Source organism: Nonomuraea recticatena (assembly GCF_039533245.1).
In the GTDB taxonomy this organism is placed as follows: Bacteria; Actinomycetota; Actinomycetes; order Streptosporangiales; family Streptosporangiaceae; genus Nonomuraea; species Nonomuraea roseola.
On record NZ_BAAATE010000002.1, the window covers coordinates 73,144 to 93,248 of the forward strand.

20 protein-coding genes are annotated in these 20,105 nt (G+C 70.8%); 11 read left to right on the top strand and 9 right to left on the bottom strand.

Translation table 11 applies throughout. The annotated features are described in order from the left end of the window. Positions 1–5: 5 nt before the first annotated feature. The 4 genes from ABFX50_RS03580 to ABFX50_RS03595 form a co-directional block, all read right to left on the bottom strand. Complete coding sequence (locus ABFX50_RS03580; protein WP_346143153.1) at positions 6–584, bottom strand: TetR/AcrR family transcriptional regulator; 579 nt, start codon at positions 582–584, stop codon at positions 6–8. A 234-nt stretch (positions 585–818) separates the two neighbouring features. Further along, positions 819–1,664, bottom strand: coding sequence for a fumarylacetoacetate hydrolase family protein (locus ABFX50_RS03585; protein WP_346143155.1), 846 nt, complete (start codon positions 1,662–1,664; stop codon positions 819–821). 85 nt (positions 1,665–1,749) lie between these two features. Beyond that, entirely contained in the window at positions 1,750–2,601 is an 852-nt protein-coding gene (locus ABFX50_RS03590; protein WP_346143157.1) for an SMP-30/gluconolactonase/LRE family protein, read from the bottom strand. Next, complete coding sequence (locus tag ABFX50_RS03595) at positions 2,598–3,374, bottom strand: IclR family transcriptional regulator (protein ID WP_346143159.1); 777 nt, start codon at positions 3,372–3,374, stop codon at positions 2,598–2,600. The genes ABFX50_RS03590 and ABFX50_RS03595 overlap by 4 nt, the downstream gene beginning before the upstream one ends. A gap of 43 nt (positions 3,375–3,417) precedes the next feature. On the opposite strand from ABFX50_RS03595, the gene ABFX50_RS03600 reads away from it, so the two are divergent. The 11 genes from ABFX50_RS03600 (at position 3,418) to ABFX50_RS03650 (ending at position 15,318) form a co-directional block, all read left to right on the top strand. Then, positions 3,418–5,118 (top strand): IlvD/Edd family dehydratase, encoded by a 1,701-nt coding sequence (locus ABFX50_RS03600; RefSeq protein WP_346143161.1) that lies wholly within the window; start codon positions 3,418–3,420, stop codon positions 5,116–5,118. Positions 5,119–5,281: 163 nt separating this feature from the next. Beyond that, positions 5,282–7,054 carry an aa3-type cytochrome oxidase subunit I gene (gene ctaD / locus ABFX50_RS03605; RefSeq protein ID WP_183645772.1) on the top strand — a complete coding sequence of 591 codons (1,773 nt, stop codon included), beginning with the start codon at positions 5,282–5,284 and terminating at the stop codon, positions 7,052–7,054. A 109-nt stretch (positions 7,055–7,163) separates the two neighbouring features. Continuing rightward, entirely contained in the window at positions 7,164–7,397 is a 234-nt protein-coding gene (locus ABFX50_RS03610) for a hypothetical protein (protein WP_183645771.1), read from the top strand. A 3-nt stretch (positions 7,398–7,400) separates the two neighbouring features. Next, positions 7,401–9,134, top strand: coding sequence for a fumarate reductase (quinol) flavoprotein subunit (gene frdA / locus ABFX50_RS03615; protein ID WP_346143163.1), 1,734 nt, complete (start codon positions 7,401–7,403; stop codon positions 9,132–9,134). Positions 9,135–9,155: 21 nt separating this feature from the next. After that, complete coding sequence (gene sdhB / locus ABFX50_RS03620) at positions 9,156–9,920, top strand: succinate dehydrogenase iron-sulfur subunit (RefSeq protein ID WP_346143165.1); 765 nt, start codon at positions 9,156–9,158, stop codon at positions 9,918–9,920. Then, positions 9,917–10,303 (top strand): hypothetical protein, encoded by a 387-nt coding sequence (locus ABFX50_RS03625; protein ID WP_346143167.1) that lies wholly within the window; start codon positions 9,917–9,919, stop codon positions 10,301–10,303. The genes sdhB and ABFX50_RS03625 overlap by 4 nt, the downstream gene beginning before the upstream one ends. Beyond that, positions 10,300–10,641: a fumarate reductase subunit FrdD gene (frdD, locus tag ABFX50_RS03630; RefSeq protein WP_346143169.1), complete on the top strand. Its 342-nt coding sequence runs from the start codon at positions 10,300–10,302 to the stop codon at positions 10,639–10,641. Before ABFX50_RS03625 ends, frdD begins: the two co-directional genes overlap by 4 nt. A gap of 111 nt (positions 10,642–10,752) precedes the next feature. Continuing rightward, positions 10,753–13,443, top strand: coding sequence for an immune inhibitor A domain-containing protein (locus ABFX50_RS03635; RefSeq protein WP_346143171.1), 2,691 nt, complete (start codon positions 10,753–10,755; stop codon positions 13,441–13,443). A 47-nt stretch (positions 13,444–13,490) separates the two neighbouring features. Beyond that, positions 13,491–14,429 carry a diacylglycerol/lipid kinase family protein gene (locus ABFX50_RS03640; protein ID WP_346143173.1) on the top strand — a complete coding sequence of 313 codons (939 nt, stop codon included), beginning with the start codon at positions 13,491–13,493 and terminating at the stop codon, positions 14,427–14,429. Positions 14,430–14,509: 80 nt separating this feature from the next. Further along, entirely contained in the window at positions 14,510–14,938 is a 429-nt protein-coding gene (locus ABFX50_RS03645; RefSeq protein WP_183645764.1) for an Hsp20/alpha crystallin family protein, read from the top strand. A gap of 68 nt (positions 14,939–15,006) precedes the next feature. Continuing rightward, positions 15,007–15,318, top strand: a complete 312-nt coding sequence (locus ABFX50_RS03650) for a MerR family transcriptional regulator (RefSeq protein WP_344836598.1) — start codon at positions 15,007–15,009, stop codon at positions 15,316–15,318. Between the two features lie 18 nt (positions 15,319–15,336). Here ABFX50_RS03650 and ABFX50_RS03655 read toward each other — a convergent pair whose 3' ends face one another. From ABFX50_RS03655 to ABFX50_RS03675, 5 genes are read right to left on the bottom strand one after another with little or no spacing between them, the layout of a single operon-like run. Then, positions 15,337–16,269 (bottom strand): NAD-dependent epimerase/dehydratase family protein, encoded by a 933-nt coding sequence (locus tag ABFX50_RS03655; protein WP_346143176.1) that lies wholly within the window; start codon positions 16,267–16,269, stop codon positions 15,337–15,339. After that, positions 16,266–17,528 carry a nucleotide sugar dehydrogenase gene (locus ABFX50_RS03660; RefSeq protein WP_346143178.1) on the bottom strand — a complete coding sequence of 421 codons (1,263 nt, stop codon included), beginning with the start codon at positions 17,526–17,528 and terminating at the stop codon, positions 16,266–16,268. Before ABFX50_RS03660 ends, ABFX50_RS03655 begins: the two co-directional genes overlap by 4 nt. Before the next feature lie 2 nt (positions 17,529–17,530). Further along, positions 17,531–18,457, bottom strand: a complete 927-nt coding sequence (locus tag ABFX50_RS03665; protein WP_346143180.1) for a glycoside hydrolase family 191 protein — start codon at positions 18,455–18,457, stop codon at positions 17,531–17,533. Beyond that, the gene (locus ABFX50_RS03670) at positions 18,454–19,329 is read right to left on the bottom strand and encodes an NAD-dependent epimerase/dehydratase family protein (RefSeq protein WP_346143182.1); all 876 of its coding nucleotides are present in this window, start codon (positions 19,327–19,329) and stop codon (positions 18,454–18,456) included. Before ABFX50_RS03670 ends, ABFX50_RS03665 begins: the two co-directional genes overlap by 4 nt. Beyond that, positions 19,326–20,051 carry a sugar phosphate nucleotidyltransferase gene (locus ABFX50_RS03675; protein WP_346143184.1) on the bottom strand — a complete coding sequence of 242 codons (726 nt, stop codon included), beginning with the start codon at positions 20,049–20,051 and terminating at the stop codon, positions 19,326–19,328. The genes ABFX50_RS03670 and ABFX50_RS03675 overlap by 4 nt, the downstream gene beginning before the upstream one ends. Positions 20,052–20,105: the final 54 nt, after the last annotated feature.

The following is a 20,105-nucleotide window of genomic DNA, read 5'->3' on the forward strand; positions in this document are numbered from 1 at the left end:
TACAGTTATCCGGAAACGAGCACCGAGCGCAGGGTCCTGGTCAGCACCTCGGCCGCCTCCTCGCGCGGCAGGCGGCCCGCCTCGATCTCGCCCGCCGCGTTGTGCAGCACCACGAGGAACGTGCTGACCAGCCACGACAGCGGCAGATCGGTCCTGAAGGAGCCTTCGTCGCGGCCTCGCACGATGAGCCGTTCGACCCTGGCGAGCGGCCCGCTGTGCCGTTCGCGGATGCGCTCGGCGGGCAGCGCCCTGTCGGCCGCCACGAACAGGCGGCTGTGCCTGTCGAGGATCTCCCACGAGGAGGCGACCAGCCGCTCCAGCGCCTCCGGCGCGGGCAGTCCTTCGAGGTCGAGGCCCGACAGCGCGAGCTCGGCGTGGTCGACCGCGTGCTCGAGCACGGCGTCGACCAGCGACTCCCTGGAGGGGAAGTGGCCGTAGAGGGTGACCCTGCCGACGCCCGCCGCCTTGGCGATCTCCGCGACGCTGGCGCCCGGGTCGGCGCACAGCAGCCGGGTGGCCGTGGCGAGAATCGTGGCGATGTTGCGCTCGGCGTCCGCCCTGCGCGGCTGCGTGGTCTTCCCCATGGCCGCACTCTAGGTCCCGCACGCCCCTCCCCTCGACCGGGCGGGGGTTCTACGTGGACATCGCCGCCTCGTGGTAGACGCCCGTGGGGGACTCTGGAAGGAGGCGCCCCGGTGAGCACGTGTGCGTCCCTGTGAAGGGGCGCTCGCGGGTGGCCGCCGAGAACGGTCCGGCCGGGCAGGGCCGCGCGTCCCCGCCCCGATTCAGGTAGGGGACGCCCGCCGCGAGCAGGCCCCTCATGGCGCGGCGACGACCCGTTGCCGCTGGCCGCCGAGGCGCTCGATGCCCAGCTCCATCACGTCACCAGGACGCAGGTAGAGCGGCGGGTTGTGGCCCATGCCGACGCCGGGAGGGGTGCCGGTGTTGATCAGGTCGCCGGGTTCCAGGACCATGAACTGGCTCAGGTAGTGCACCAGGAAGGCGGGGCCGAACAGCATCGTCGCCGTCGAGCCCTTCTGCCTGCGGGTGCCGTTCACGTCGAGCCACATGTCCAGCGCGCCCACGTCGGGGATCTCGTCGGGGGTGACCAGGTACGGCCCGCACGGGTTGAACGTCTCGGCCGACTTGCCCTTCACCCACTGGCCGCCGCGCTCGATCTGGAACTCGCGCTCGCTGACGTCGTTGACGACCACGTACCCGGCGATGGCGTCCTGGGCGGCCCGCTCGTCCTCCAGATACCTGCACCTGCGGCCGACGACGACGCCCAGCTCGACCTCCCAGTCGGTCTTGGCCGAGCGGCGCGGGATGTGGACCTCGTCGTACGGGCCGACCAGAGTGTTCGGCGCCTTGTTGAAGACGATCGGCTCGGAGGGGACGGTCTGCCCCGTCTCGGCGGCGTGGTCGCTGTAGTTGAGGCCGATGCAGATGATCTGGTGGGGGCGGGCGATCGGCGCCCCCACGCGCTGGTCGGCGAGCGGGATGACGGTTCCGGTGGCCGACGCCTCGCGCAGCGCCTCGAGGCCGCCCCTCTCGAAGAAGGCGGCGTCGAAGTCGGGGGTCAGGTCCGACACGTCGACGTAGCCGTCGCCCGATCGGACGGCGGGCTTCTCGGCTCCTGCGGGGCCGACGCGCATGAGGTACATCGCTGAACTCCAGTGCTCGGATCCGGGACGGATCACGTTGTCTCGGGTACTGCGGTTCGTGGGCGGGGGTCTCGAAGCGCGGACGCTAGGCCGGCGCGCTCTCCTGGGGTGAGGGGAGAGGGACGGGGCCCCGCCAGGGGTTGGCAGGCAGGCCGGTGACGCCGGTCTCGGTGGCGAACAGGCCGCCGCCCGCCGTGGTGATGACCAGGGTGGAGCCGGCGAACGTGACGCTGGAAACCTTCGGGGCCGGCACCTTCACCGTGGACAGCAGCCGCCCGCCGGGTGAGTGGCGGCGCACCTCGCCCCGGCCCCAGATCGCGATCCAGAGGTTCCCCTCCACGTCCACCGCCATCCCGTCGGGCAGCCCGTCGTCCACCCGCAGGATCTCGCGGGGCGCGCCGCTCTCGCCGCTCTCCACGTCGTAGGGGCGCGCCCACACCACCCCGGGGACGCTGTCGACGTTGTAGAACGTCCGTCCTTCGGGGGACCAGCCCAGGCCGTTGGAGATCGTCAGCCCCTCGGCGACCACGCTCACCGACCCGTCGAGCTCCAGCCGGTAGAGCCGCTCCTGCCCCCTGCGGTCGTCGCGCGCCATGCCGCCCGCCAGGAAGCGCCCCGCGGGATCGCACGCGCCGTCGTTCAACCGGCTCGGCGCCCCGTCGGCCAGCACGCGGGGGCCCATCGCGAGGTCGGGGCCGAGCGTCGCGAAGCCGTACTCCGCGGCTGTCAGGAGAGAGCCGTCGGCGGCGGGCACGACCGCGCCGACCATGCAGGGCAGCGTGTGGGTCGCGGTGACGGTGAGGTCCCCGTCGAAAGCGCCCTCCATGACGCGCCCTGTGGGGATGTCCACCCAGAGCAGCCGCTCTGCCACCGGATCCCACACGGGCCCCTCCGCCAGGGCGTAGGTCTCGGTCGACAGCGGATGGACGGTCATCATGGCTCCCTGAGGATGGCGTGGATCTCGGGCACCGCCTCGACCAGCGAGGGCAGCGGTGTCCTGTAGGCGAGGGCGCTCACACTGACCGCTCCGCTCGGCCTGGTCGAGGAGATCAGGAAGGCTGGCACGGCCAGGCAGGTGACGCCCTCCTCGTTCTCCTGGTCGTCGACCGCGTAGCCGCGCTCGCGCACGGCGGCCAGCTCCTCGGCCAGTTCCCCCGCGCTCACCTTGGTACGCGGGGTGCGCCGCTCCAGCGGGGCCTGGTCCACCCACGCGGTCACCGCGGCGTCGTCGGGCAGCGCCCAGGCCAGCAGCAGCTTGCCGACACCGGTGTTGTGGGCGGGGTTGCGCCCGCCGACCGTCGAGGTCAGCCGCACCGCGCCCGAGGGCGGGTCGACCTTGGCCCGGTAGACGACCTCGCGGCCGTCGAGCACGGCGTAGTGCGCGGTCTCGCCGAACCTGGCGGCCAGCCGCTCCAGCGCGGGCCTGATCCTGACGTGGTCGGGGCGCGCCTCGTGATGGGCGAAGGCGAGCCTGAGGAAGTCGTCGCCCAGCACGTAGCGGCCTCTGCCGTCCTGGCTGGCGAACCCGGCGCGGCGCAGCGCGGCCAGCGCCCTGTGCGCGGTGGGCTTGGGGCTGCCGACCGCCTTCGCCATCTCCTCCAGGCCGATGCCCTCGGGGTGCTCGGCCAGCACCCGCAGCACCACGAGCACCCGGTCGGAGCCGACGAGCCGGTCTTCTCCTCGGGCCGTTTCGGGGCTAGAGTCGATCACGTTCCGAAGGGTAGATCAGTGTTCCGATTAATGGAAGAAGCGCATGCGTAGTTCGCACTGGTATGCAGGAACCGATCGAAACGCCTACATTCACCGCGCGTGGATGCGTCGCGGTCTTCCGCAGGACGCCTTCGCGGGCGGCAAACCGCACATCGCGATCGCCAACACCGCCTCCGACCTCACCCCGTGCAACGCCCACCTCGACGAGGTCGCCACGAGCGTCAAGCAGGGCATCTGGGAGGCGGGCGGCGTCCCGCTGAACCTGCCGGTCATGTCCCTCGGCGAGACCAACCTCAGGCCGACCGCCATGCTGTGGCGCAACCTGGCCGCGATGGCGATCGAGGAGATGCTGCGCGCCAACCCCATCGACGGTGTGGTCCTGCTCGGCGGCTGCGACAAGACGATCCCCTCGTTGCTCATGGCGGCGGCCTCAGTGGACCTGCCCGCCGTCGTGGTGCCGGGAGGGCCGATGCTGACGGGGCACTTCCGCGGCGCGCCGCTCGGCTGCGGCACCGACGTGTGGCGCCTCAGCGAGGAGGTGCGGGCGGGAACCCTGTCGAGGGAGGCCTTCCTGCGCTCGGAGTCGGCGATGATCCGCAGCAAGGGCCACTGCAACACGATGGGCACCGCCTCCACGATGGCCTGCCTGGCCGAGGCCCTCGGCATGACCATCCCCGGGACGGCGGGCACCCCCGCCCCCGACGCCAGGCTGCTGGAGCGCGCCCACGAGGCGGGGCGCCTGGCGGTCTCGCTCGTCGCCGAGGACAGGACACCGAGCAGGGTGCTCACCCGCGCCTCCTTCCTCAACGCGATCGTCACCCTGGCCGCGATCGGCGGCTCCACGAACGCGGTCGTCCACCTGCTGGCCATCGCCGGACGGCTCGGCGTCGAGCTGACCCTCGACGACTTCGACAGGGTCGGGTCGGGCGTCCCGCTGCTGGTCGACCTGCAGCCCGCCGGCCGTCACCTCATGGACGACCTGTTCAGGGCCGGCGGACTGCTGGCCGTGCTGAAGGAGGTCGGCGACCTGCTCGACCCCTCCGCGCCGACCGTCACGGGGGAGCCGCTGACGGCCTACCTGGACGCGGCGGAGATCTGGGACGAGACGGTCATCAGGCGCAGGTCGTCGCCGCTGCTGGAGGACGCGGGCATCGCCGTCCTGCGCGGCAACCTCGCCCCTCGCGGCGCGGTCATCAAGCCCGCCGCCGCCTCGCCCCAACTGCTGCGCCACCGCGGCAGGGCGGTGGTCTTCGACAGCGTCGAGGACCTCAACGCCAGGCTCGACTCGCCCGATCTCGACGTGGACGAGACCAGCGTGCTCATCCTGCGCGGCTGCGGCCCTCGCGGCTACCCCGGCATGCCCGAGGTCGGCAACCTGCCCCTGCCCCGCAGGCTGCTGGAGAAGGGCGTGCGCGACATGGTGCGCGTCAGCGACGCCAGGATGAGCGGCACCGCCTACGGCACCGTCGTGCTGCACGCCGCGCCCGAGGCGGCCGTCGGCGGGCCGCTCGCGCTGGTGCGCACAGGGGACCCGATCGTGCTCGACGTGCCCGCGCGCAGGCTCGACATCGACCTCCCGCAGCGGGAGCTGTCACTCAGGACCCCGGTGACCACCGGCTTCGCCGAGCCCGCCAGGGGCTGGCAGCGTCTCTACATCGACCACGTCCTGCAGGCCGACCAGGGCGCCGACCTCGACTTCCTGGTCGGCTCCAGCGGGCACGAGGTCAGCAGGGAGTCGCACTGAGAACGGCGCTCGTCAGCGGCGGCGGGCCGCATCGGGCCCGTCGACATCCTGGTCGACAGCGCGGGGATCATCGGGCTGAACGGTCTGCGACAGCAGCGGCGGCAGGGCCACCTATTGAGAAATCCGTGGTTACGGCTTTCTATCCGGTGGGCATGGGCGTGAAATGGGAGTGACCGGGCTCACACCCAGCGTGGAGGGAGCAGCCGTGACGACCGTTCGCGAGGCCTCAGTCCAGCAGGTCAGGCGCCGACGCACCGGCACCGTCATCGCCGCGTGGATGTCGACCACCGATCACAAGGTCATCGGGTATCTCTACCTGATCACGTCGTTCGCGTTCTTCCTCATCGCGGGCGTCATGGCGATGATCATCCGCGCCGAGCTCGCCCAGCCGGGCCTGGAGTTCGTGAGCCAGCAGCAGTACAACGCGCTGTTCACCATGCACGGCACGATCATGCTGCTGCTGTTCGCCACCCCGCTGTTCGCCGGGTTCGCCAACGTCATCATGCCGCTGCAGATCGGCGCGCCCGACGTCGCCTTCCCCAGGCTCAACGCCGTCGCGTACTGGCTGTTCCTGTTCGGCGGCCTCATCGTGCTGGCCGGGTTCGCCACCCCTGGCGGCGCCGCCGACTTCGGCTGGTTCGCCTACACGACGCTGTCCACGGCGACCTTCTCGCCCGGCGTGGGCGGCGACCTGTGGATCATGGGGCTGGCGCTGTCGGGGCTGGGCACGATCCTGGGCAGCGTCAACTTCATCACCACGATCATCTGCATGCGCGCCCCCGGCATGACGATGTTCAGGATGCCGCTGTTCACCTGGAACACGCTGCTGACCAGCATGCTCGTGCTGATGGCCTTCCCCGTGCTGGCCGCCGCGCTGCTGGCGCTCGAGTCCGACCGCAAGCTCGGCACCCACATCTACGACCCGGCCACGGGCGGCCCGCTGCTGTGGCAGCACCTGTTCTGGTTCTTCGGCCATCCCGAGGTCTACATCATCGCGCTGCCGTTCTTCGGGATCATCACCGAGGTGATCCCCGTCTTCAGCCGCAAGCCCCTCTTCGGCTACATCGGCCTGGTGGCCGCGACGATCGCCATCGCGGGGCTGTCGATGACGGTGTGGGCGCACCACATGTTCGCCACGGGCCAGGTGCTGCTGCCCTTCTTCTCGTTCATGACGTTCCTGATCGCCGTGCCGACGGGGGTGAAGTTCTTCAACTGGATCGGCACGATGTGGCGGGGCCATCTCAGTTTCGAGACGCCGATGCTGTTCGCGATCGGCTTCCTGATCACCTTCCTGCTCGGCGGGCTGACCGGCATCATCCTCGCCTCGCCGCCGCTCGACTTCCACATCAGCGACACCTACTTCGTCGTCGCGCACTTCCACTACGTGGTCTTCGGCACCGTGGTGTTCGCGATGTTCTCCGGCTTCTACTTCTGGTGGCCGAAGATGACGGGGCGGATGCTCGACGACCGCCTCGGCAAGGTGCACTTCTGGTCGCTGTTCGTCGGCTTCCACACCACCTTCCTGGTGCAGCACTGGCTCGGGATGATCGGCTTCCCCCGCAGGTACGCCGACTACAGCGTCAACGACGGCTTCACCACCCTGAACCTGATCTCCTCGGTCGGCGCGTTCCTGCTCGGGCTGTCCACGCTGCCGTTCCTCTACAACGTGTGGAAGACCGCGCGCAGGGCGCCCAAGGTCACCGTCGACGACCCGTGGGGTTACGCCAACAGCCTCGAATGGGCCACCTCCTGCCCGCCGCCCCGGCACAACTTCCGGTTCATGCCGCAGATCAGGTCGGAAAGGCCCGCCTTCGACCTGCACTACCCGCGGGCGGTCGAGCCCGACGACACCGTGACAGGCGCCCCGACGGAACTCGACGCCGTCACCGGGTCGGGGGAGGTCACGGCCACGGACGACGCTCCTCCCAAGGGCTGAGCCAGGAGGGAGCGGTCCGCGTCGCCATGCCGTGGAGGAACAGGGGTTTCCGAAACCCGCACCCGGTGCTTACGTGGAAGGGACGATTCGCCAATCAAGGAGGTCGGCGATGACAGGCACACGCACCCCCTTCGCACCCGAGACCGCACCCTGTGGCAGGAAGTGCGGTGGTGAGCGGTTCGTCGAGGACGACGGTTACGGCCTGCTGATCAGGGACCAGTACTTCGACTGCGGCTGCCGCAGGATCCGCCACGAGTACCACGACGGCAGCATTCATCTGACGGCGGTGCGCCACGACGGCAAGCCCATCAGGGACCAGGTCCAGCCCGACCACGGGAGCTGAGGCATGATCGACGTGCTCATCGTCGGGGGAGGAGGGGCCGGTCTGCGCGCGGCCATCGCGGTCGCCGAGACCGACCCGTCGATGACGGTGGCGGTGGTGTCGAAGGTCTACCCCATGCGCAGCCACACTGTCTCCGCCGAGGGCGGCGCCGCGGGCGTCATCGCCGACGGCGACACGCTCGACGAGCACGCCTACGACACCATCTCCGGCGGGGACTGGCTGTGCGACCAGGACGCGGTCGAGGCGTTCGTGGCCGAGGCGCCGCGCGAGTTGATGCGCCTGGAGCACTGGGGCTGCCCCTGGAGCAGGGAGCGCGACGGGCGCGTGGCGGTGCGGCCCTTCGGCGGGATGAAGAGGATGCGCACCTGGTACGCCGCCGACAAGACCGGCTTCCACCTGCTCCACACCCTGTTCCAGACCACGCTGAAGTACCAGGAGATCGTCAGGTACGACGAGTGGTACGTCACCTCGCTCGTCGTCGACGACGGACGCGTCCACGGCGTCGTGGCGGTCGAGATCAGGACGGGCAGGGTCGAGGCGATCGCGGCCAGGACGGTCATCCTGGCCACCGGCGGCTGCGGGCGCGTCTTCCCCTTCACCACCAACGCCGCCATCAAGACCGGCGACGGCATGTCCCTGGCCTACAGGGCGGGCGCGCCGCTCAAGGACATGGAGTTCGTCCAGTACCACCCGACGGGCCTGCCGTTCACCGGCATCCTCATCACCGAGGCGGCCAGGGCGGAGGGCGGCTGGCTGATCAACAAGGACGGCTACCGCTACCTGCAGGACTACGACCTCGGGCAGCCCACCGAGACGCCGAAGCTGCGCAGCATGGAGCTCGGCCCCCGCGACCGGCTCTCGCAGGCCTTCGTGGCCGAGCAGAACAAGGGGCGGACGGTCGAGACCCCCTATGGCCCTGTCGTCTACCTCGACCTGCGCCATCTCGGCGAGGCGAAGATCGAGGCCCGCATCCCGTTCGTGCGGGAGCTGTGCCGCAGCTACCAGAACCTCGACCCCGCCACCGACCTGATCCCGGTCAGGCCCGTCGTGCACTACATGATGGGCGGCGTCCACACCGACCTCCACGGCGCGACCCCGATCGCGGGGCTGTTCGCGGCGGGGGAGACGGCGTGCGTCAGCATCAACGGGGCCAACCGCCTGGGCTCCAACTCGCTGCCGGAGATCCTGGTCTTCGGTGCCCGCGCGGGGGCGGCGGCGGCCGCGTTCGCGCGGGAGCACCGCGAGGGAGAGGCAGCCGCCGTCCGCAGCCAGGGCGCCGACGAGCAGCGCAGGCTGCGGCGCGCGCTGGAGAGCGGCGGCACCGGGCCGAGGATCGCCGACCTGCGGGAGGAGATGCAGCACACGCTGGAGGGCGCGGCCGGCATCTACCGCACCCACGACACGCTGGCCAAGGCCGTGGAGACGCTGGAGTCGCTGCGGGAGCGGGCGGCCGACGCGCGGGTCGACGACCACAGCACGACCTTCAACACCGAGCTGATCTCGCTGGTGGAGCTGCACGTGATGCTGGACGTCGCCGAGACGATCGTCACCAGCGCGCTGAACAGGACCGAGTCGCGCGGCGCGCACCAGCGTCTCGACTTCCCCGCCCGCGACGACGAGCGCTTCCTGGCCCACTCGCTGGTCCACCGCGCCCCCTCAGGGACCCCCTCGGTCGGGCTCCTGCCCGTCGCCCTCACCCGCTGGCCTCCGGGCGAGAGGATCTACGGCCGTGACTGATCTCGTACGGAGGTGCGGGCGATGAGCGCCAAGGCCACACGGGCCGCACGGTTGACCGGCGGCGAACGCACGATCACACTGGAGATCAGCCGCTTCCGCCCGGAACAGGACAGCGAGCCCGTCTTCGAGACCTTCGACGTGCCGCTGCGCGACGACTGGGCCGTCCTCGACGGCCTCAACCACGTCAAGGACCAGCTGGACGGCACGCTGTCGTTCCGCTGGTCGTGCCGGATGGGGGTCTGCGGCTCCTGCGGCATGACCGTCAACGGCAAGCCCAGGCTGACGTGCGGCACCTTCCTCACCGAGTTCGGCGCCGGCCCGGTCAGGATCGAGCCGCTCAAGGGCTTCCCCGTGATCCGCGACCTCGTGGTGGAGATCGACGACTTCCTGGCCAAGCTCTCCCACGTCAAGCCCTGGCTGATCAGGGAGGGCGAGGAACTGCCGCTGACCGCGGAGTACGCCCAGACGCCCGAGCAGCTCGAGGCCTACAAGCAGTACTCGATGTGCATCAACTGCATGCTCTGCTACTCGGCCTGCCCCGTGTACGTGCTCAATCCCGACTTCCTCGGCCCTGCGGCTATCGCGCTCGCCCAGCGCTACAACCTCGACTCCCGCGACCAGGGTGACAGGCTCGACCTGCTCAACACCGACGAGGGCGTCTGGGGATGCACGTTCGTGGGGGAGTGCACGAGCGCCTGCCCCAAGCACGTCGACCCGGCCGAGGCCATCCAGCGCTACAAGGTCACCGCGGCGATGCGCTCGGTCCTGCCCTGGGGGCGGCGATGAGCGAGACGACCAGGACCTACAGGCCCCGACGCGACCGGATGTGGTTCCTGCGCTCCAGGGCCTACACGATCTTCGTGATCAGGGAGCTGACCAGCGTCTTCGTGGCGTGGACGATCGCCTACCTGCTGTTGCTCGTCGCCGCCGCGCTCGACGGCGCCCTGCCCGCGTTCACCGCCTTCGCCGCCCAGCCGTGGGTGATCGCGCTCAACCTGGTCGCGCTGGCCGCCACCGCCTTCCACTCCGTCACCTTCCTCAACCTCGCCCCCAAGGCCACCGTCGTCAGGCTGGACGGCTGGCGGGTGCCCGCCTTCATGATCCAGGGCGGCAACCACACCGCCTGGCTGCTGGTCTCGGCCGTGCTGTTCTGGGTGGTGACGCGATGAGGCGCACGCCGGAGCCGTACCTGTGGCTGCTGTTCAGCGGTGGCGGCGTGGTGGCCGCGCTGCTGCTGCCCGTCCTGGTGCTGCTGTTCGGGGTGCTCATGCCGCTGGGCCTGGTCGACTGGCCCACACAGGCGGAGCTGGCCGCCCTCCTCGACCCCCTCCTCGTACGGCTGGCGCTGCTCGTGGTGGTCGTGCTCTGCCTCTTCCACGCCGCGCACAGGATCCGTTTCACCAGCGAGGAGATCCTGGGCGTCGCCAGGTTCGACCTGGCCGTCGCCGTCCTCTGCTACGGCGCGGCCGTCGCGGGCGGGGTGGTGGCCGCCCTGCTGCTGTTCTGACATACCGCTTTGTGTAAAGGCCGGAACGATCTCCGCTTTCGCGCCTAACGTCCGCACTGCACGACCTCTGAGGCCATTCGCCCGGTAGATCCCGGGGAGAGAGGGAATGTGGTGCCAAGCACGAAGCGCCTGCTCGTGGCGCTCCCCCTGGTGGCGCTGGTCGCGGGCGGGTTAACGGGCGTCCACGCCGACACCGCCGCCCGCTACGAACCGGCGCTCGCCGACCACTACATCAACTACGTGCCGCCCGCCGAGGGCTTCACCCCCGCCGACCCGCCCAGGCCGGGCAAGGACGCCAGAGCCCGCATCCCCGCGCAGAAGCTCGACAGCCGGTTCAGCAGCGGCAACCCGGTGACCGCCAGGGTGCTGGCCGCGCGGGAGCGCCAGGCCGTCAGGACCGGGCTCAACCCGGCCGACTTCATCTTCAAGAAGTCCCGCAGGACGAAGACGGCCAGGCTGCTGACGATCCTGGTCGAGTTCAACGACCGGGCGAACGATGATTTTTCGGGATTCGAGCGGCTCAGGGGGCCGCGCAGCGCTCCCGACGACTGCGTCACCGAACCGCCCGGCACCAGGCTGAACGGCCCCCTGCACAACCGCATCCCCGACCCCGACACCCTGCCCCGCGAGGACAACTTCTCCTTCTGGGTGCCCGACTTCAGCCCCGGCCACTACGACAGGCTGCTCTACTCCAGGCAGGGCCTCACGGCCAAGGTCAGAGGCGTCGACCTGTCCGGCCTCACCATGCGGAACATGTACGAGGAGATGTCCAAGGGCGCCTACTCCGTCTCGGGCTCGGCGGTGGGCTGGATCAGGCTCCCGCACTCCGAGGCGTGGTACGGCGCGGCGGCGTGCGGCCAGCCGTACCAGGACATGTCGGGGCACCCCGACAACCCGCGCGGCAACGCCCAGCTGCCCATCGACGCCGTGAACGCGCTGGCCGCCGCCCAGCCCCGCTTCAACTGGTCCGACTACGACCGCGAGGACCTCGGCGACGCCGACCGCGACGGGAACCTCGACGAGCCCGACGGCGTCGTCGACCACCTCGTGCTGGTGCACGCGGGCAAGGACAAGTCCTCCGACGGCGGCGCCCAGGGCGCCTACGCGCTGTGGGCGCACTCCAGCGCGGTCGCGGGAGGTCACACCGTCCCCGGCACGAGACTGAAGATCTCCAACTACATCGTGCAGCCGGAGGACGCCGGCGTCGGCGTCTTCGCCCACGAGTACGGCCACGACCTCGGCCTGCCCGACCTCTACGACACCAGCGGCGCGGCCAGTTCGGCCGTCGACTTCTGGGACCTGATGGCGAGCGGCTCGCACAGCGGGTCCCTCTACCAGTCGATGCCCGCGCACCTGGGCCTGTGGGCCAAGTGGGTGCTCGGCTGGGCCGACCCCGAGATCCTCGACCCGGGTGACAAGCCCAGGACGGTGGTCGTCGGGCAGTCCTCGCGCACGCCCCGCCTGACCGAGGACGGCGTGCGGGTCAACCTGGACAGCGCGCCGCTGAAGATGCTCGCCCCCCACGGCGGCGCGAAGATGTGGTGGTCGGGCATGGACCAGGAGTGGGCCGACGTCAGGATCACCCGCGACCTGGCCGTGCCGGCCGGCTCCGATCTGCGGTTCTGGATGTGGAACAGCTACGACATCGAGCCCGACTACGACTACGGCTTCGTCGAGGTCTCCACCGACGGCGGGGCCACCTGGACCCAGCGCAAGGTGTTCGCCGAGTCGGGGGCCGAGGTCAGCACGCCCGACGGCTACCCCGACCCCAACAAGGCCCTGCGCGACTACGGCGGCAGGAAGCACGGCCTGACCGGCGCCACCGGCGGCTGGCGGCACGACTACGTCGACCTCACCCCGTTCGCGGGGACCACGATCAAGCTGCGCCTGGTCTACAACACCGACGGCGGCACCACCCCGCGCGGCTGGTTCGCCGACGACTTCGCCCTCACCAGCGGCGGCGCCACGGTGTGGAGCGACGGCGTGGAGCAGGGCGCGGGCGGATGGACGCCCTCGGGCGCCACCTTCACCAACACCAGCGGGCAGGGCTGGACCGTCAGCACGGGCTCCCGCGAGATCTCCCGCTTCTACCTGGCCGAATGGCGCAACCTCGACGGCTTCGACAGGGGCCTGGCCCACGCCTACGACACCAGCTACCTGCGCGAGGGCTCGTGGAAGGTCGAGCGGGTGCGGTACAACGCGCCTGGGCTGCTGGTGTGGCTGCGCGACTCGACCTACACCAACAACGTGCTGGCCCCCACGCTGCTCGAAGGGCCGAGCCTCGGGGTGAAGGGCGGGCTGCTGCTCGTCGACTCGCACTACGAGCCGCTGCGCCGTACGGGGAAGTCGGCGGCCGTGGACCCGAGGGAGCGCAAGAACCTCGACGGGCGGGTGCAGAGCTCGAACGCGGCCTTCTCCTTCGGCGCGACCCGTCCGTTCAGGGAGTGCCTGGAGGGCGAGCCCTTCACCGAGCACTGCGCCTCCTACCCGGCGCTGAAGGGCGTGCCCGCCTTCACCGACGCCAAGACCTGGTACCCGGGGCTGGACCTCGTCGAGGGCTCCCTCGACTACCGCGACTTCGACGCCTCGGTGGTGATCCCCGCCAAGGGGCCCTACACCACCAGGGTGGTCGACGAGGACGGCAGGCCCGCCACCGAGCTGTACGGCACCGAGCTCGCCGGCGGCCACGTCCTCGGCTCGGGCGACCCCGGCGGGCAGGCGCTCGGCGTGCGGTTCAGCCTGCTCACCCCGCTGCCGGGCAACCTGGGAGCCGTCGTGCGGGTCACCCCGCCCAAGAAGTGATCATGCGCCGCCAGGGCGAGCGTCCCGGCGGCCCTACGATGTCATCCATGACCGAGCTCCGCAGCAAGGCCGAGCACACCGAGGCCATTCGCAGGGACCGGCGGATCGCCGTCGTGATCAACACGCGTTCCCGCCGTGGCCGCCGCCACTACTTCGAGGTGCTGGACCAGATCCACGCGCTGGGCTTCGAGCCCTTGGCGGAGTTCCCTGTCGTCAACCCCAAGAGGCTGCGCGCCCACCTGGACAGGGCCTTGGAGACCAAGCCCGACCTGCTCGTCGTGGGCGGTGGCGACGGCACCCTGTCCTCGGCGGTCCGCCACGTCGCCCACCGCGACGTCGCGCTGGGCGTGCTGCCGCTCGGCACCACCAACAACTTCGCCCGCAGCCTCGGCCTGCCGCTCGACCTCGCCGGCGCGATCCGCGTCTTCGACACGGGCAAGGTCGCCGACATCGACCTCGGCATGGCGGAGGACAGGCCCTTCGCCAACCTCGCCAGCTTCGGCGTCTCCGTCGAGGTGGCCGGCACCGTCAAGCCATGGCTCAAGCGCGTACTCGGCCGTCCCGCCTATCCGCTGACGGCCCTGACGATCCTGCCGGGGCACAAGCCGTTCAAGGCGATCCTCACCGTCGACGGCAAGCGCCACGAGCTCCTCACCGACCAGCTCAACATCGCCAACGGCCGCTTCCACGGCGGCTGGCAGGTGGCCAGGGACATCAGCATCGACAACGGCATGCTCGTGGCCTACCAGCTCGGCTCGGGCAAGAAGCTGCGCCTGCTGGGCGAGACGCTCGTGCGCGCGACCACGGGAAGGTGGCGCAGCCTGGCGGGCGGCCCGTTCGTGATGGGCCGCGAGATGCTGCTGGAGACCGAGCCGCCGATGGCGGCCGACGTCGACGGCGAGGTACGGCTGCGCACCCCGATCAGGCTGCGGGTGGTGCCGAACGGGCTGCGGGTCATGGTGCCTTCGGAGTTCGAGGACAGCTGACCCGGCCACTTGCATCCAAGCTGGCAGCGAATTAACCTATAAACAGATTTGCAGGTTCCAGTCAGCGAGGAGGTTCGGAGATGCTGTTGACCTCGATCGACCCGTTCATCCAGGAGTTCGAGCGCCAGTTCAACCGGCTGGCTCGCCAGAGCGTCGAAGCCGGCTCGGCCATGCCCATGGACGGGCTGCGGCGTGACGACGACGTGGTGCTCAAGTTCGACCTTCCCGGCATCGACCCCGACTCCATCGAGGTGACCGTCGACCGCGGTGTGCTCAGCGTCACCGCCCGCCGCGAGGAGGAGATCGCCGAGAACGAGCGGATGTTCGTGAGGGAGCGCCCGATGGGCGCCTTCACCCGCCGGGTCTACCTTTCCGAGCATCTCGACAGCGACAGGATCGACGCGGGCTACGCCAACGGCGTGCTCGTCGTCCGCATCCCCGTGCTGGAGCGCGCCAAGCCGCGCAAGGTCGAGATCCAGCGCGGCGAGAGCAAGGCCATCAAGGCCTGACCTTGAGGCGGGGGCGGGCGAGGGAACCCAGGTCCCCGTCGCCCGCCCCATGTCCCCAGGAGGCCGTGATGCCCGCCCTGCCCTTCGACGACGACCACGCGCCGCTCTACTCACTGGGACAGGTGGCCGACATGCTGCAGGTGCAGCAGGCCTACCTGCGCCGGCTCGACCAGCACGAGGTCGTCAGCCCCGCCCGCTCCACCGGCGGGCAGCGGCGCTACTCCCGCCACGACATCATGACCGTGCAGCACGTCACCCAGATGGCCGACGAGGGCATGACGCTCATCGCCATCCGCCGCATCCTCGACCTCGAACGTGAGGTGCGCCGCCTGCGCCAGGAGCTGAAGGCGGCCCAGGCCCGTCTGACCGAGCAGGGCTGAGGCCGGCGCGCGGGGCGCTCAGGCGTGCTCGCGATACCAGGCGAAGGTCCTGCGGACACCCTCCTCCAGCGAGACCTTCGGCTCGAAACCCGTGAGCTCGCGCAGCAGTGCGATGTCGGGACAGCGGCGGGCGACCGAGCCTGCCGGCGCGGGGGCGGGAGAGATGACGGGATCGGCGCCGGCCACCCTCAGGACGAGCTCCGCCAGGTCGGCGATCCCGGTCTCCGCGGTGTCGTCGCCGATGTGCACGATCCGCCCGAACGCCTCGGGCGTGGCCATCAGCCTGACCATCGCCTCGACCGCGTCGTCGACGTAGCAGAACGCCCTGCTCTGCTCGCCGCCGTAGAGGGTGAAGGGGTTCTCTCCGCGCGCCGCCCGCAGCGACAGCTCGGGGATGACGTGGTCGTGGCCCATCCTCGGCCCGTAGACGTTGTGGAAGCGCCCCACCACCGCGTGCGCGCCGTGCAGCACCGCCGCCTCGCCGTGCAGCTTGCTGATCGCGTAGGAGAAGCGCGGCGCGGCGACGTCCTCGATCACCAGAGGGACGGTCTCCGGCGTGGGAACGGGGACCAGCCCCGCGGTGACACCGCCCGCGTACGCCTCACTGGTGGAGGCGAAGAACAGCGGCTCACCGGGCTCGATCCAGTCCAGCAGGTGCATCAGCGCCAGCGTGTTGACCCGCAGCACCCTGGCGGGGTCGCGCTCCACGTTCCGCACACCGACGACGGCGGCCAGCATGTAGATCTGGTCCCAGCCGTGCTCCAGCGCCCGGTAGGAGCCCGGGTCGGTGAGGTCGGCGTCGCGCACGTCCAGCGGCAGCTCCTCCAGCGCGGGATCGCGCCTCCCTCTGGAGAAGTCGTCCACGACCGTGACGGCGTGGCCGTCGGCGAGCAGACGCGCGGCCAGGTGCAGGCCGATGAAGCCGGCGCCGCCCAGCAGGAGGACTCTCATCGCGTGTATCCGATCCCCGCGTAGCGGATGCCCCTGCCGGCGAGCACGCCGGCGTGCCGGTCGGTGTCGAGAACGCGCCAGGAGTCGAACAGGACCCTGATCGAGGTCTCGCCGATCTCCATCCCCCTGTAGTCGGGGTGGTCGTTGACGATCAGCATGGCGTCGGCCTCGGTGAAGGCCTTGTCGAGGCTGACGGGCTGCCCGCCGTACTCGCGGATGACCTCGTCGGTGACCAGCGGGTCGTGACCGAGGACGGTCAGCCCGGCGGCGGTGAAGACCGGCATCATGTCGGCGATGGGGGTGCCGCGCATGTCGTCGGTGGCGGGCCAGCCCTTGTAGGCCCAGCCCAGCACCGACAGCCGCCTGCCGCGCGTCTCGCCGAAGGTCTCGCGGATCAGGTCCACGAGCCTGCCGGCGACGTGGGAGGGCAGGCGTTCGTTGAGCGCCCTGGCGTGGCCGACCAGGGAGGTGGTGGCGCTGGCCCGCATGAGATAGGGGTCCTTGGTCAGGCAGCCCCCTCCCACGTAGCCGGGTCTGGCCAGGTCGGGGCGGGGGTAGTCGAGGTTGGCCGCGCGGATGACCTCCAGGGGGTCCAGGCGGTGCTGCTCGGCGACCAGGGCCAGCTCGTTGCCGTAGGCGTAGATCAGGTCGGTGTGGCAGTTGTTGGCCAGCTTGACCATCTCGGCGGCCTCGAGGCTGGAGACGGGAACGACCTGGTCGGCCAGGCCCTCGAACAGCTCGACGCCCTCGCGCAGGCTGGCCTCGTCCAGGCCGCCGATCACCTGCGGCAGCTCGACCAGCTCGCGCAGCGCCTGGCCCTGGATCGTGCGTTCGGGCGCCATGACCAGCCGGGCGCCCTCGTCCAGCCTCGGCAGCACCACGGCGCGGCTGGTGCCGATCGGCACCGTCGAGCGGACCACCACGAGGCGCTGCCCCGCGCAGGCGGCGACGGCCTCGGCCAGGTTGCCGAGCCTCGGCGCGCCGCTGGCGAGGTCCACGGGCGTGGAGACGCAGAGGATCACCGCGTCCAGCGGCTCACCGCCGGGCAGGGTGTGCCCGACCGTCACACCGGTGCCCAGGTGGTCGGCGAAGACCTCCGCCACCCCCGGCTCGTACACGTGGACGCGGCCCCTCGACAGGGCCTGGACGACCTCGGGGTTCGCGTCGACCCCGTGCACCCTGTAGCCCTTGGCGGCCATCGCCGCGGTGAGCGTGAGGCCCACGTATCCCATGCCGACAACGCCGACAGTCTTCGGCATCGTCACTCCTTTCCGTCACAGGGAGGACTCACCACGTCGAGTTCGACCGTGGTGACGTTGCCCGCGAACCCCGCCCTGCCGTACGCCTCACAGGCGGTACGGCGGTGCGCGGCCGTGGTGGCGTAGTCGGTGGCCAGGACCGCCTTGCCCGCGGCGCGCAGGGCGGCGGCCTCCGAGAGGTTCTCCCCGCACCATTGCCGGTCGCAGGGCAGGTCCGTGGCCCTGAAGAACAGCTCCTCCATGCCGATGCCGTCGATCGCCTCGGTGTAGCCGGCGTGGCGGCGCAGCTCGGGGGAGTTCTGCGGGACCACGAGGAAGCCTGGCCTGCTCGCCTTGGCGTGGGCGCTGATCCTGACGATCAGGTCGGCCATCTTCCTGCCGAGGCTGCGCCGGCTCTCTCCCGGCACGCGTGCCAGGTCGATCTCCTCGTAGGCCAGCGGGGTGTCGAGGTAGACGCCGTCGAACCCGGCCCGCATCGCCTGCTCGAGCCTGGGCCTGACGACCAGCTCCCACCAGCGCGGGTCCCAGTAGCGCACGAAGTGCTCGTCGGGCCAGTCGGGCCAGACGTTCAGCCTGAGATCGGCGGGCAGCGTGGCGAACTCCGTGCGGAACTCCTCCACCGAGCCGATCTCGAAGTAGGCCAGCACCCTCTTGCCCGACTTCCTGACCTCGGCGATCTCGGCGGCGCTGAAGTAGCCGGGAGCCGTGGCGTCGCGGGACAGGTCGACGATGGCCAGCTCGTGCGGGGCGGCGGCGACCGCGTCGAGCCGTCCGCCCGGATAGCCGGTCAGAACGTAGGTGAACGACCGCACCCCGGTCAGCGGCCCCGCCTCCCGCGAGGCCGACCCCTTCGACGGCGCGGCGCAGGCGGGCAAGGACAGGGCGGTCAGGGCCGCCAGCGCGGTCAGCGCCGCCGCGGGCCGCCTCATCCCTGCTCCGCCATCGCCTTGAGCGAGTCGGCCAGGCCGTGGACAGGTCGCCAGCCGAGCACCTTCTCCGCCCGCGAGATGTCGGCCTGGCTCCACGTCGCCGCCCCCGACCTGTCCCCACCCGTCACCGCGCGGGGGTCCTCCCTCTCGCGGATCTCGCCGGTGAAGCCGACCGTCCGCGCCAGTTGCTCCACCGCCTGCCTGACCGTCACCGCGCGCCCCGAGCCCACGTTGAACACCCGCTCGGGGAGGGGGCCGGCGAAGGCGGCGGCCGCCACCGCCCGCGCCACGTCCCTGACGTCCACGAAGTCGCGCACCGCGCCGAGGGGGCCCAGCGTGATGCTCCCCTCCGCCTCGCCGAGCAGGGCGTGAGCCTTCCCCATCACGTTCACCCTCGTCAGCCCGGGGCCGACGGGGTTGAAGACCCGCAACGAGACCCCGTCCACAGGGGCCGAGGTGATCAGCCCGGTGCCCGCCAGGTGGCTGACCCCGTAGGCGGTCACCGGCCTGGCGGGGTCGTCCTCGCGGGTGGAGCTCCCGTACGGCACCGGCCCGTACTCGGCGGCCGAGCCCAGCCTCACCAGCCTGGCCGAGGGCGTCACCTCGGCCATCGCCTCCACGAGCATCGCCACCACGCCCGCGTTGCCGCGCAGCAGCTCGTCGGGCCCGCCGCTCATCCGCCCTGTGCAGTTGATCACGACGCCGGGCCGTACGGACGCCAGCAGCCCGGCGACGGAGGCCACGTCGGCGCGGAGGAGGTCGAGCCTCGCCCGTCCCGCGCAGACCAGCTCGCCCACCCTGGGGTCGCCTTCGAGCAGGAGCCGCACCTGCCTGCCGAGGAAGCCGGAGGCGCCGAGGAGCAGCACTCTCACAGCGCCCGCTCCCTCTCGGGCAGCAGCAGCGGCCTGATCTCCTCGAAGCGGGCGTTGGCCTCGTCGTAGTCGTCGGGGCGGCCGATGTCGAGCCAGTAGCCCTCGAACTCGAACACGGCGGGCGGCCGCCGCCTGGCCAGCAGGTCGAGCACCAGCTCGTCGAAGCCGAAGGCCATCCCCTCGGGATAGCCCTCGATGCAGCCGCGCGACAGGGCGTAGACGCCCATGCTGACCAGGTAGCTCAGCAACGGCTTCTCCCTGAACCCCGTGATGTGCCCGCCCGCGGCCTCCAGCACACCGAAGTCGATCTTGACCACCCGCGGCGCCGTGGCGACGGTCAGCGGGGCGCTGGAGGCGGTGTGGTAGTGCAGCAGGTCGGCGTAGTTCAGGGTGGTCAGGACGTCGCCGTTCATGACGAGGAAGTCGTCGGGCAGCCGGTCCCTGATCGAGAACAACGGCCCGATCGTCGACAGCGGCGTCACCTCCTCGGTGTAGTCGACGGTGAGATCCCAGCGGGTGCCGTCGCCGACGAACGCCCTGATCAGCGGTGACAGGTGGCCGACGGCCAGCGTCACGCTGGTGAACCCCTGCGCGGCCAGCTGGCGCAGGATGATGTCGAGGATCGCGTACTCCTCGCCGATCGGCACCAGCGGCTTGGGCAGCGCCGAGGTGTACGGCCGCAGCCGCACCCCCTTGCCGCCCGCGAGTATGACGACATGCATAGGCTTCCCTTCCAGCGGTAGTGCCGAGTTCCACGAGTGTCGGGGCCGGGAGTT